Here is a 12,934-nt window from a genome sequence, read left to right on the forward strand (position 1 = left end):
GTGGTGCAGCGTCAGGTTCGCTTGCGGAACATGGAGATCACAGCCAGCACCAGGAAGACCACGAACAGGATCCAGGCGATGTTGCTGGCGGCACCGGCAATACCGGAGAAGCCGAGGACGGCGGCGATAAGGGCGATGACGAAAAAGATGACGGCGTAGTGCAGCATGGCGATCCTCGCGGTTACGTGCCGGGGGTGGCGTTGGGGTCCATCCTCCCGCGTCGCCGGTGTTCATCAAGTGATGGAAAAATCGCCTTTTGATGAAGCCTTCAGTCGCGTGAGTCCTTCGTCAATGCTCACGATCGGTATGTAGCCGAAGTCGCGGCGTGCCGGTTCCATGCTGTACCAGTGCGGCGTACACAGCTGTTCGGCAAGGAAACGGGTGAGCGGCGGCTCGCCGGGCAAGCGCAACAGCGGCCACAACCGCTCGCAGATCGCGCCGATGCGATACGCCGTCTTGAAGCTGATCGTCCGGTGCACGGGCGGGGCCCCCACTGCACCCAGCAGCTTGTTGAGCAGCTCACGCATCGGCAGCGGTTCGCCGTTGGAGATGAAGTACGCCTTGCCCGCACAGGCCGCTCCCGGCGCCAGCGCATCCAGCGCAAGGAAATGGGCAAGCGCTGCATTGTCGATGTAGGTCGTGTCGACCTTGTTGCTGCCATCCCCCACCAGCCGCAGGCGGCCGGCACGGGCGCGCTGGGCCAGCCGCGGTACCAGTTGCAGATCGCCCGGCCCCCAGATCAGGCGCGGACGCAGCGCGACGGTGGCGAGCGTTGCATCGTTGGCCGCCAGCACGCGCTGCTCGGCAATCGCCTTGGTCGCGGCGTACGGGGCCTGGAAGTCCTCGCCATAGGGCACTTCGTCCGCACCCAGACCCTCCACCGGATGCGTGGCGCGGTGGGTCACACTCGGCGTGGAGGTATAGACGAGCTTGTGCACGCCCTGCGCGCGGCAGGCCGCGAGGACGTTGTCGGTGCCGACCACGTTGGCCTGGTGATAGCTCTCGTAGCTGCCCCAGGCGCCCGCTTTGGCCGCGTTGTGCAGCACCGCGTCCATGCCGGCCACGGCATGCAGCACCGCCTGCGCATCGGCCAGGTCGCCCTGGATCTGGCCCACGCCCATCGCCTGCAGCGCCGGGTAGTGGCCCCGGTTGAAACTGAGCACCTGATGGCCTCGCTCGGCCAACCCGGCACAGAGTGCCTGGCCGAGGAAGCCGCCGCCGCCGGTGACAAGGACCCTCATGCTTTTTTCTCCAGCTCGGCGGCAGCCCAGATCGCCAGCTTCTCGCGGCCGATCTTGGCATTGTGGCGGATGTCCACCGGGAAACCGGGATGGACGAGATAGTGCCGCAGGCCAGCGTCAGGCACGCAGACCGCAGCCTTGGCCCGCAGCGCGTCGACCAGTGCGGGCGAGCTCGACTGCCCACGTGCAAGCTCGATGCACAGCACCGGCACCTGCTGACCCGGTGTACCGACGCCGACCAGCGCGCTGCGTGCAACGCCCGGGACGGTGTTGAACACCGGCTCGATCTGCTCGGTGTAGAGCGGTCCGCGTGCCGTCTCCACGCGCTGGGTCTTGCGGCCGCAGAACCACAACTGGCCCTGTGCATCGAAATAGCCGACATCGCCCATGCGATGCACCACGCGCAGATGACCGTCGGCCAGCGTCTCGCTGATCTTGGCGGCCGCCGTCGCCTGCGGGCGGTTGAAATAACTGTCCGTGGCGGTGGGTCCGGCCACGGTGATTTCGCCGATCTCGCCGACCGGCATCACCCGTGCCCGGCTCCAGTCCGGCAGCGCGGCATCGTCGATGGCGATGATGCGCACCTCGTTTGGCGCCACCACACTACCCACGCAGGTGCCGGCCCCGGCCTCGGTCGCGGCACGGGTGTCTTCCAGCGCGCGGCCTTCGATCACCGCCACCGGCAGGCACTCGGTAGCCCCGTAGGGCGTCCAGAACTGGGCATCCGGCGGCAACAGGCGGCGGATCGTCGCCACCACGTCCGGCGGCACCGGCGCACCGGCCGACGTCACCCGCTTGACGCCCGGCAGGGGCTGTCCATGATCGGCCAGCACCCGCATCAAGGCGGGCGAGCCAAACAGCTGGGTCACGCCGTGGCGCTTGATCGCATCGTGCAGGCGGCGGGGGTCTGCCGACGCCGGTCGGGTCGGATCCATGTCCGGGATCACCGAGGTCAGGCCCAGTGCGGGGTCGAACAGGGCGAACGGCGGGAACGTGGGCAGGTCCACGCCACCCGGCTCCATGCCGAAGGCCGAGCGCAGCAGCTCGACCTGGCCGACGAAGTGGCGGTGGCGGTAGACCACGCCCTTGGGCACCCCGGTGGAGCCGCTGGTGAACAGGATCGCGGCCGTGTCCTCGCCATCGGTATCGGCCAGCATGGGCGGCGTGCCTGCTCCTGCCCGCTCCAGCGCAGCCAGCGTGGTGCCGCCCCACCCCAGCTTGCGCCCCACGGTGACCAGCCGCTTGGCCGACGGTGACCAGCGCAGCGCAAGCCGCGCCACATGGGCCAGCGGAATCCCGATGAAGGCGTCCGGCTGCGCCTCGTCCAGGCACTGCTTCAGCGCGCGCTTGTCGATGCCGGGATCCACCAGCACCGGCACCGCGCCGATCTTGAACAACGCGAACATCAACAGGAAGAACTCCGGCGACGGCCGGACCATCACCACCGCACGCACGCCGCGGCCGATGCCGTAGGCGGCCAGTCCGGCGGCCATCGCATCACTGCGCGCGTCCAGTTGGCGGTAATCGAGGGTGACGTCGTAAGACGCCATGCCATTGCCCGGGCCGCGTCGGCCGGGGCAACGAATGGCGATCTGGTCAGGCCGCTCACGGGCCAACTCGGGCAATCGGGCGGCAATATTGCAGGATCGGTTCATCCGTTCATTGTCGCCGCGTCCGGAATTTCTTGCACGGCGCTCCGCTTCGTGGAAAATCCGCACTCTCTTTCAACGACGCGACTGCCGCCTGGGGCGGCTTGCCCATGCAACACCCCTGCATGACCTGTGGTGCCTGCTGCACCCAATACCGCGTTGCCTTTCATTGGATGGAATCGGACGAAGTCACGCCCGGTGGCGTGCCGAACGCACTGACCGAGGTGCTGGACCCGCATCGCCTGTGCATGCGCGGCACCCACAGCGCGCCGGTGCGCTGCGTCGCCCTGGATGCGCAGATCGGCGTGTATTCCCGTTGCACGATCCATCCCAACCGGCCCAGCGTGTGCCGCGAGGTGGATGCTTCGTGGGAATACGGCAAGCCCAGTGCGCAGTGCGAAAAGGCGCGCATCGCCTATGGCCTGGACCCGCTGACGCCCGCCGATTGGCGCTGGCGCGATGCGCCCGGCAGCAATGACGACCATCCGGACGACAACGGCTCGCCACAGGCCCCGATCGCGGCGTGAGCCGACGATTCACCGGCCCGGTCGCGCCGAGCCCTGCTCGGCGGCCGTTTTTCCGCGTCCCCGCTCAGCTCAGCGGATGGGCATCCAGGAAGGCGCGGATCGCCGGTACCAGTACTTCATGCTTGTCTTCCAGCACGTAGTGGCCTGCGTCGTTGAACGCATGCACCTCGGCCTGCGGCAGCGCCGCCTGGAAGGTTTCCAGGAAATGATGATCGAACACGAAATCGCGCAGTCCCCATCCGATGAACGCCGGGCGGTCCGCGAAGGACGGCAGCGCCTTGCCGGAGCGCTCCAGCAACGGCCACGCCTTGTCGGCCGGTGACAGCGGGATGTCCTGCATGAAGCGGATGGTGCTGATCCGGTTCGCCCAACTGTCATACGGGGCAACGTAAGCGCGGCGGACATCGGCGGGCATCTTCCGCTCCACCCCCAGTCGCGAGGCGCCGGCCGAGAATGCATTGAAGGTGCGGATGATCCATTCCCCCACCTTCCAGTGCCGGCCCAGGCCGATCTGCCACGGCATCTTCTTCGCCGCCGGCATCGGGAAGGCGGCGGTATTCAACACCACCAGCCGCTTGACCTGCGCATGGTGGGACAGCGCCCAGCCAAAGCCGATCATGCCGCCCCAGTCATGCACGGCCAGGGTGACCGGGCCGGTGATGCCCAGGTGCGCCAACAGCGCATCGAGGTCGTCCACGCGGCTCTGCAGGGTGTAGTCGTAGCGGTCATCGGCCGGCTTGTCGGACAGGCCCATGCCGATGTGATCCGGCACGATGCAGCGGTACCGGTCCGACAGGCCGGCCACCAGCGTGCGCCAGTAATAGCTCCAGGACGGATTGCCATGGACCATCACGACCACCTCGCCATCGCGCGGGCCCTCGTCGATGTAGTTCATCGACAGGCCGGGGCGGACGTCGAAACGGTGGGTCGTAACGGGATATCCCGGAAGATCGCGCATGGGGTGCACCTGTGAAAAGGGCCGGATAGACCGGCCCTTGGAGTTTCATCGAACGGACCGGATCACCAGACCACTTCAGCCATCGAGCAGTTCAGCCCCGAGCCGATGCCGAGCAGCGCGATGCGGTCGCCCTTCTTGAGCTTGCCCAACTGCTTCAGCTTGCTCAGCACGATCGGCACCGAGGCCGGGCCGATGTTGCCGTGCTCACCGAAGATGGTCATCACCTTCTTCGGGTCAATGCCGAAGTTCTTGATGAACGCAGCGGTATGCGGCTGGCTGACCTGGTGGATCACGAACTGGTCCAGCTCCTCCACCGCCCAGCCCAGCGCGATCTTCGCCGCAGCGAACGTCTTCTGCGCCAGCTTGATGCCCTCGATCAACAGCACGCGGGTGTCGGTGACCATGCGGTCCAGGTTACCCAGGCACAGCTGGTTCCACTCGGTGGCCGAACGGGTGACGCCGCCCTTGTAGCGCGGGGCATCGGGTACCAGGTCCGAGCGCGCCATCACCATCGCCGCAGCACCCGAGCCGGTGGTCAGCGCCGCCAGCTCGTTGCGGAAATCTTCGGCAGTGACATCCGGCGCCGTCATGCGCTCCAACGTCTTTTCATACACCAGGTTCGCGGTTTCGCCGTCGACAACCAGCGCGTATTTCAGCTCGCCGCGCTCGATCATGCGGGCGGCGATGTCCATGCCGTTGATGAAGGCCAGGCAGGCGTTGGCGACGTCGAAGGTCACGCACTCCTCGCCCACGCCCAGGTTGCCGGACACGATGCTGGCTGTGGACGGTTCCAGGTAGTCGCGGCTGACCGAGGTGTTGATCACCAGGCCGACATCGGCCGGGCCGATGTTGGCGTCCTCCAGCGCCTTGCGGGCCGCCATGGTGGCCGCATCGGAGGCCAGCGTGCCGTCGTCCCACAGGCGGCGCGCATGGATGCCCGCCACATCCCCCAGCACGTCGGTACGGATACCGAGGCGGTCCAGGGTGGGCTGCAGGCGTTCGTTTATTTCCTTGGTCGTTAGCGTGTGGGGCGCGTCGACATGCGCCAGGCCGGCGATCGAGACATTCTTGAAGAGCATCGAGTTAGCGCCAAGGCTCAGGCAAAGGGGGCGTCATTCTATAACCCTCTTGGCCTGTCCGCACCTTTACGGGTTCAGCTTGGTCCGCGAGGGGATTTTCAGCGCGGCGGGCACTGGTAGGCCGCGAAGCGCTGGCTGCCGTCCGCAGGGGGGGCCGAGGCCTGCAGCGCATTGGCTCCGGCACTCGGCGCTTCGTTGCGCGCCAGCGTTTCCAGCTCTTCCTGCACCCGCAAGGGGTTGCGGTTGTAGAAGCCGACCTTGTTCTTCACGGTGACCGCCACCTCGCCCTTGTTCACGCAGCCCGCGGGGACCGCGCCTGCAGGCAGCACCCGGACGCTGGTTCCGGCAGGCTCGATCGGCACCCAGGTGCAGGCAGTGGTGGCGAGCAACAGGGCGGAGATCAGCAGGATGCGCATGGGGTCTACCAGAGAAGGTTTCCCTGATTGTGCCTGAACCTGCTGAACGTGGGATGGCAGAGACCGACCGTGTCCGTCCAGCGTCAACGTGCGCGATGAGCCAGCTCCCGCACCTGCAGGTTGTCCAGCACCAACGCGGTGTCGTCTTTCTTCTTGCCGATGACCAGCACAAGCGCTTCAGGCCCTTCAAGGGTGAACTCCATGGTCCCGTAGCCCATCTCTCCCGTTTCCTGCTCAAACAGCATGACCTGCTCGTCGGAGATCAGTTTCTGCAGGAAGCAGGGGCGGTTACAGCCCCACGAGAAGGCCACCCGACGGTGCCCCGCGCCTTCAAGGGCAATGCTGACGCTCGAATCCACGCTGAGATGCCTGCCCGAGATCAGCCCGCCGCTGGCAGGATGCGGGCGGTCGCTGACGGCGGCGTGATCACCGCTGAGCTCGAACTGGAAGCCCCCCGCCGTAACTCGCGTGTGTTGCCCCACCGGTACCTCTTCGAAATCGACTGACCCCCGCTGCGCCGGCTGCCCGACGGCCTGGTCATGGACATCGTAGGAAAATGACATCCGCTCCTGCTTGCTGGCTGGAAAAGCGAGCTGAACGATGGGTATCACCCGGCCGTGGCGCTGGAAATACTGGATCTGATCATGCTGGGCTTTGACCAGCGCCTCGCGCACTCCCTGCACGCGGAAAAACGAGTGCAGCGGGAGCCGACCGCCACTGCCTTTCGGCCAGGCCGATACAAGAACTTCATTGTTGATGGACCAGCGCGCATCGGGCAGCCCCTGGTGTGCCTCGGCCGCCAGCTTGAACCATCGCGCCGAGTCCTCGGCACGGCCATGACGAAGATCCCAGCCACACACCTGGTATTCCTTGGCGCCGGCATATCGGTCCAGCCACTGCGTGGCGGTGGTGACGCCCAGCCTCTGGCACGTGTCGGTGGAGTGCTCATGTGCCGCCATGGGGCCACACCCCTGAAGGGTTGGGCGACTGTTCGTGTTGGCGGTGATGGGGAAACTGCACAGTATCTGCAGCGTGCCAAGCTGGCCGCGCGGGACTTCATGGTTCGGATAGAGAATGAATCCGTTCTGCCTGCCATACGGACGGCCAAACCCATCATCCTGGCGCAGCCAGGAAAAGGCGATGCTGCCCTTGGCGGTCTGCTGGTCACTGGGCTCCCACGGCTGGAAGCCTGCTGCGGTCCGGGTAGCGCGCAGCAGGATGCCGCTGCATCGATAGGCAGGCATCCCAGCACCGCCGCAGTCATCCACCGTATCGCCGTACCAGCGTTGCAGATCCGCCACCGCGGTGCTGTGGCGGACGGACGATGGCAACGCAGGCGCTGCGGCCAGCGCGATGCAGGTCGACATCGACGCATGGACCGCCAGCAGGAAACCCGCAGCGGTCCGGCACCGGGATGAACAACGCGCGGCACGTTCCATGATGGACATCCTCTCTTGCTCACGATTGGGTGCAGGAGCCGCATTCCAGCATCCGTTGCGTTGGATGACTGAGCGATCGGTCAGAGAAGCAATCGGTCGTCCAGAAGTCCGACACGAGAAGGCGGCATTCCCAACGGCGGAAAGCAGAAGGGCCACGGATTTCGCCGCGGCCCTTCTGCTCACGCTATGTCGATCACCGTTATTTGGTGATATCCACGTTCTTCGTATCGCGCAGGAACAGGCCACCGATGACGACCGTCATCAACGCGATGGCGATCGGATACCACAAGCCGTAGTAGAGGTTGCCCGTGCCGGCCACCAGCGCGAAGGAGATCGCCGGCAGGAAGCCGCCGAACCAGCCATTGCCGATGTGGTACGGCAGCGACATCGAGGTGTAGCGGATGCGGGTGGGGAACAGTTCCACCAGGTAGGCGGCGATCGGGCCGTACACCATGGTCACGTACAGCACCAATATCCACAGCATGAAGATCGTGCCGGGGATGTTGATGCGCGCATTGTCCGCCTTGGCCGGGTAACCGGCTTCGACCAGCGCGGCCTTCAGCTCGGTACCGAACGCATCGCCCTTGGCCTTGCCCTCGTCCTTGGCCAGGCCGGCGGACTCGTAGGAACTTACCTTCGCCGTGCCGACGTTGACCACCGCCAGCGAGCCCGCCGGTGCCGGCTGCACGTCATACGGCACACCGGCCTTGGTCAGCGCGGCCGTTGCCACGTCGCACGAGCTGGTGAACTTGCGCAGGCCCACCGGATCGAACTGGAACGAGCAGGTGTTCGGATCGGCCACGACCAGCGCCGGCGAGTTGGTGCGTGCTTCTTCAATGGCCGGATTGGCGAAGTGGGTCAGGCCCTTGAACACCGGGATATAGGTGATGGCGGCCAGCAGGCAGCCGGTCAGGATGATCCACTTGCGGCCGATGCGATCGGACAGCCAGCCGAAGAAGATGAAGAACGGCACGCCCAGCGCCAGCGCGGCAGCGATCAACAGGTACGAGGTGGTCGGATCGACCTTCAGCATGCTGCTGAGGAAGAACAGCGCGTAGAACTGCCCGCCGTACCACACCACGGCCTGGCCGGCGGCAGCACCCAGCAGCACCAGCAGCATCAGCTTCAGGTTGCCGTCTTTCAGGCTGTCGCGGAATGGCGTCTTGGAGCCCTTGCCTTCGGCCTTCATCTGCTGGAACAGCGGCGACTCACTCAGTTGCAGGCGGATCCACACCGAAATGCCCAGCAGGACGATCGACACCAGGAACGGGATGCGCCAGCCCCAGTCTTCGAACGCCTCGTTGCCCAGGAAATAGCGGCAGGCAAGGATGATCAGCAGCGACATGAACAGGCCCAGCGTCGCGGTGCACTGGATGAAGCTGGTGTACAGGCCGCGCTTGTCCGCCGGTGCATGCTCGGCCACGTAGGTCGCCGCGCCACCGTACTCGCCGCCCATTGCCAGGCCCTGCGCCAGACGCAGGATGATCAGGATCACCGGTGCGGCAAAGCCGATGGAGGCGTAGTTGGGCAGCACACCGACCAGGAAGGTCGAGATGCCCATGATCAGGATCGTGACCAGGAAGGTGTACTTGCGGCCGATGCGGTCACCGAGGCTGCCGAAGAAGGCCGCACCGAACGGACGCACGAAGAAGCCCGCCGCGAAGGCAAGCAGGGCGAAGATCATGCCCGTGGTTTCATTGACACCGCTGAAGAACTGCTTGGCGATGATGGCGGCGAGTGAGCCGTACAGGAAAAAGTCGTACCACTCGAACACCGTGCCGAGGCTCGATGCAAAGATGACTTTCTTGTGGCCGTGCGTCAGTGACACAGGCGCGGTACCAGGTGTTGTCGACATGAGACGCTTCCCCTCCGAAGCAGGATGACTGTGGTGCCGGCGTCAGCCGGCACCCGCGTTAGAAACTGTATTTGGTGGTGAACTGCACGCGGTTGATGTCGCCCTTGCGACCATCTTCGATCTCGCGCACGCCGTACATGTACTCCGCACCGATATCGACCTTGGGCATCGGCGTGTAGAACACGTTGCCGCGGATGCTCTGCACGCTCTTGGTGACCAGTGGGCCGAGCGTGCCGTCGTTGTCATAGTCGCTGCGCGCATAGATCAAGTTGGTGCGCAGCTTCGGGGTGAAGGCATGGCGCCAGCCGACATAGCCAGCCAATACGCCCGTCGTCGCCAACTCGTCGCGGGCGACGTCGTAAGCGGTATCGGCGGTGATGCCCAGGCCGATGTAACGCGAAATGCCCTCGCCCCCGGTCAGCTGGTAGTGCAGCGTATCGGTGTCGGCCATCACCCACTTGCCGCCCAGGGTCAGGCCGCCGGCGATCTTGTCCGCGTCCGCACCGGTGGTCTGGTTGTCCACCTTCAACTGGCGCACCAGGCCGGCCACGCCGAAGGTACCCCAGTCACCCTTCCAGCCGTAGCGCACGGTCAGGTCGGGCAGGCTGCCGCGATCAGAGTTGGCACTGGCGTTGGTCCACGCCCCGGTGACCGGATTGCGCACGCCGGTGAGCGTGGTCGTCTCCGGATTTTCCAGTGCCACGCTCAAGCCGCCGGTGGTATAGCGGATCTGTGCCTGGCGGACGAACACCACACCGTCGGTCGGACCGACGAAGTCGGCGGCCTCGGGAATCGAGGCGGCATCCATGAAGTTGGTCCAGGTCTGGCCTGCGGTCCACTTGTTCCAGTACATGTACGCGTGGCGCAGGGTCACGCCGTAGGTATTGGTGGCCGTCTGGTTGCCCAGCGAATTGCCGAAGAAATCCATCTCGAAGAACGCGCCGGCCTTGTCACCGGACGCGCTGACGTTGTCGATGCCCAGGTTGAAGCGCGAGAACTTGGCGTGGGCATTGAAATCCACGTCCGAACGCTCGCCGCTGCCGCCCGCACCGGCCACCGGGGTCTGGCCCGGCAGGTACAGCGCACGGCCGGTGGCATCGTCGGCCAGTTGGCCATCACCGGTCTGGGTGGCCATGAAATCAGCCTTGATGAAGCCACCGATCTTGACCGTGGTGCCCGGTGCCGCGCCAGGGGTGATGGTAGTGACCTGGATCGGCTGTTTGCCTGCCGGCACGACCGGCTTCTGCTCGGCCTGCACCGTCCTTACCTCGGTGACGGCCTGCTGGGTCTGGCTGAGCTGGGTCTGCTGCTGTTGCTGCGATGACAGCAGCAACTGCACCTGGCGCTCGAGCTCGCCCACGCGTGCTTCCAGTGCTTTCTCTCTCGCGGTTTCCGCGAACGCCATGCCCGGTGCCGCCAGCGCAACCAGCATGCAGGCAGCCAACGGCTTGCGCAGCGTCTTCAACGTACGGTGATTCATGTTGCCCTCTCTCCCAAGTGGCAAATCGAAAGACGCGCGTGGGGCACGGTCGAAGCCGAGGGTGCGTCCGCTTGACGCACCGCCGCTATTGGCCATTAGTCGTACCTGCCCGATGACGGCCGTCCCCGGAGCAGCCCAGTGCACCCTTGCCGGCCTGCAGGTTTCGACCATGGTCTAAGGGGTACGGTGTCGCGGCTGGGGATGGATGGGGCAAACTGGGTGTCAACGGTTGCCGCGCATGCTGCAACTGCACATAAAAGTCCACGTGCAAGTGAGGGTGCCATGGTTGATCTCTATCCCGTCGATCCGCAGTTCGCCGAAAAGTCGCGGATCAACAAGACCACTTACCAGCAGCAGTACCAGACGTCGGTCGATGACCCCGACGCGTTCTGGGGCGCGGCCGCGCGGCGCCTGGACTGGTTCAAGCAGCCCACGATCATCAAGAACGTCAGCTACGACCTGGCCGACTTCCACATCAAGTGGTTCGAGGATGGCGAGCTCAACGCCAGCGTGAACTGCCTGGACCGCCAGCTCGCCACGCGCGGTGACAAGACCGCGTTGCTGTTCGAGCCCGACAGCCCGGATGCGCCGGCGCAGCATGTCACCTACCGCGAGCTGTACGAGCGCACCTGCCGCCTTGGCAATGCGCTGCGCAACCTCGGCGTCAAGAAAGGCGACCGCGTCACCATCTACCTGCCGATGATCGTCGACGCGGCCGTCGCGATGCTGGCCTGCGCGCGCATCGGCGCCATCCACTCGGTGGTATTTGGTGGGTTCGCGCCCAATTCCATTGCCGATCGCGTAAGCGACTGCGCCAGCAAGTTGATCATCACCGCTGACGAGGGTCTGCGCGGTGGCAAGAAGATTCCGCTGAAGGCGAACGTCGATGCAGCCCTGAAGCTGCCCGGCACCAACACCGTGGAAACCGTGCTGGTGGTACGCCACACCGGTGGCGTGGTGGACATGCAGGCGCCGCGCGACCGCTGGTTCCATGATGTGGTGGACAGCCAGCCAGCCGAGTGCGAGCCGGAACGCATGAACGCCGAGGATCCGTTGTTCATCCTCTACACGTCCGGCTCTACCGGCAAGCCGAAGGGCGTGCTGCATACCACCGGCGGCTACCTGCTGTATGCGGCCTATACGCACGAGGCGGTGTTCGATCTGCGCGAGGACGACATCTACTGGTGCACCGCCGACGTAGGCTGGGTCACCGGCCACAGCTACATCGTCTACGGGCCACTGGCCAACGGCGCGACGTCGCTGATGTTCGAAGGCGTGCCGAACTTCCCCAGCACCTCGCGGTTCTGGGAAGTGATCGACAAGCACAAGGTGAGCATCTTCTACACCGCGCCCACCGCCATCCGCGCCTTGATGCGCGAGGGCGAAGAGCCGGTCAAGAAGACCTCGCGTGCCTCGCTGCGGCTGCTTGGCAGCGTCGGCGAGCCGATCAACCCGGAAGCCTGGCGCTGGTACTACGAGGTGGTGGGCGACAGCCGCTGCCCGATCGTCGATACGTGGTGGCAGACCGAAACCGGCGGCATCCTGATTTCCCCCCTGCCGGGCGCAGTGGACCTCAAGCCTGGTTCGGCCACGGTGCCGTTCTTCGGCATCCAGCCGGCGCTGGTCAATGCCGATGGCGAGATCAAGGACGGCGCCACCGAGGGCAACCTGATCATCCGTGATTCGTGGCCGGGCCAGATGCGTACGGTCTACGGCGACGACCAGCGCTTCATCGACACCTACTTCCGCACCTATCCGGGCGCCTACTTCACCGGTGACGGCTGTCGCCGCGATGAGGATGGGTATTACTGGATCACCGGGCGGGTAGACGATGTCATCAACGTCTCCGGCCATCGCATCGGCACGGCCGAGGTGGAAAGTGCACTGGTATCCCATCCGAAGGTGGCCGAAGCCGCAGTTGTCGGCTTCCCGCATGACGTCAAGGGCCAAGGCATCTATGCCTATGTCACCCTGATCGCCGACGAGGCCCCCAGCGACGAACTGCATAAGGAGCTGGTGGCATGGGTACGCAAGGAGATTGGTCCAATCGCCACGCCTGACCACCTGCAGTGGGCGCCGGGACTGCCGAAGACACGCTCGGGCAAGATCATGCGCCGCATCCTGCGCAAGATCGCGGAGAATGCGCCGGACCAGCTCGGCGACACGTCTACCCTGGCCGATCCATCCGTGGTGGCCTCGCTGGTCGACGAACGCAAAGTGAAGTAACGGCCAGCGGGGGGCAGCTCGGTTTCGCTGCACGACACGGATCTGCCTCCTTCCGCCCTCCTGA

11 protein-coding genes are annotated in these 12,934 nt (G+C 65.3%); 2 read left to right on the forward strand and 9 right to left on the reverse strand.

Features of this window, described 5'->3' with window-relative positions; translation table 11 throughout:
- Nucleotides 1–11: 11 nt before the first annotated feature.
- From ICJ04_RS17640 to oleC, 3 genes are all read right to left on the reverse strand, one after another.
- Nucleotides 12–167 (reverse strand): DUF1328 domain-containing protein, encoded by a 156-nt coding sequence (locus ICJ04_RS17640; RefSeq protein WP_083491872.1) that lies wholly within the window; start codon nt 165–167, stop codon nt 12–14.
- 66 nt (nt 168–233) lie between these two features.
- Nucleotides 234–1,241 (reverse strand): 2-alkyl-3-oxoalkanoate reductase, encoded by a 1,008-nt coding sequence (gene oleD, locus ICJ04_RS17645; protein WP_188325451.1) that lies wholly within the window; start codon nt 1,239–1,241, stop codon nt 234–236.
- Nucleotides 1,238–2,896, reverse strand: coding sequence for an olefin beta-lactone synthetase (gene oleC / locus ICJ04_RS17650; protein ID WP_188325452.1), 1,659 nt, complete (start codon nt 2,894–2,896; stop codon nt 1,238–1,240). The genes oleD and oleC overlap by 4 nt, the downstream gene beginning before the upstream one ends.
- Nucleotides 2,897–3,000: 104 nt before the next feature.
- On the opposite strand from oleC, the gene ICJ04_RS17655 reads away from it, so the two are divergent.
- The gene (locus ICJ04_RS17655) at nt 3,001–3,417 is read left to right on the forward strand and encodes a YkgJ family cysteine cluster protein (RefSeq protein ID WP_188325453.1); all 417 of its coding nucleotides are present in this window, start codon (nt 3,001–3,003) and stop codon (nt 3,415–3,417) included.
- A 64-nt stretch (nt 3,418–3,481) separates the two neighbouring features.
- Here the strand turns inward: ICJ04_RS17655 and ICJ04_RS17660 are convergent, their stop codons facing one another.
- From ICJ04_RS17660 to ICJ04_RS17685, 6 genes are all read right to left on the reverse strand, one after another.
- Complete coding sequence (locus ICJ04_RS17660; RefSeq protein WP_188325454.1) at nt 3,482–4,375, reverse strand: alpha/beta fold hydrolase; 894 nt, start codon at nt 4,373–4,375, stop codon at nt 3,482–3,484.
- 62 nt (nt 4,376–4,437) lie between these two features.
- On the reverse strand, nt 4,438–5,454 hold the full coding sequence (locus ICJ04_RS17665) for a 3-oxoacyl-ACP synthase III (RefSeq protein ID WP_188325455.1): 1,017 nt from the start codon (nt 5,452–5,454) through the stop codon (nt 4,438–4,440).
- Between the two features lie 98 nt (nt 5,455–5,552).
- Nucleotides 5,553–5,870: a DUF4156 domain-containing protein gene (locus tag ICJ04_RS17670; protein ID WP_188325456.1), complete on the reverse strand. Its 318-nt coding sequence runs from the start codon at nt 5,868–5,870 to the stop codon at nt 5,553–5,555.
- A gap of 83 nt (nt 5,871–5,953) precedes the next feature.
- The gene (locus ICJ04_RS17675; protein ID WP_188325457.1) at nt 5,954–7,465 is read right to left on the reverse strand and encodes a hypothetical protein; all 1,512 of its coding nucleotides are present in this window, start codon (nt 7,463–7,465) and stop codon (nt 5,954–5,956) included.
- A 43-nt stretch (nt 7,466–7,508) separates the two neighbouring features.
- Entirely contained in the window at nt 7,509–9,164 is a 1,656-nt protein-coding gene (locus ICJ04_RS17680) for an MFS transporter (RefSeq protein ID WP_188325458.1), read from the reverse strand.
- A gap of 58 nt (nt 9,165–9,222) precedes the next feature.
- A complete protein-coding gene (locus ICJ04_RS17685) occupies nt 9,223–10,644 on the reverse strand; it encodes a DcaP family trimeric outer membrane transporter (protein WP_188325459.1) in 1,422 nt (473 codons plus the stop codon).
- A gap of 282 nt (nt 10,645–10,926) precedes the next feature.
- On the opposite strand from ICJ04_RS17685, the gene acs reads away from it, so the two are divergent.
- A complete protein-coding gene (gene acs, locus ICJ04_RS17690) occupies nt 10,927–12,870 on the forward strand; it encodes an acetate--CoA ligase (RefSeq protein ID WP_188325460.1) in 1,944 nt (647 codons plus the stop codon).
- Nucleotides 12,871–12,934 lie beyond the last annotated feature (64 nt).

The sequence above is a fragment of the Stenotrophomonas sp. 169 genome (assembly GCF_014621775.1).
Lineage (GTDB): Bacteria > Pseudomonadota > Gammaproteobacteria > Xanthomonadales > Xanthomonadaceae > Stenotrophomonas.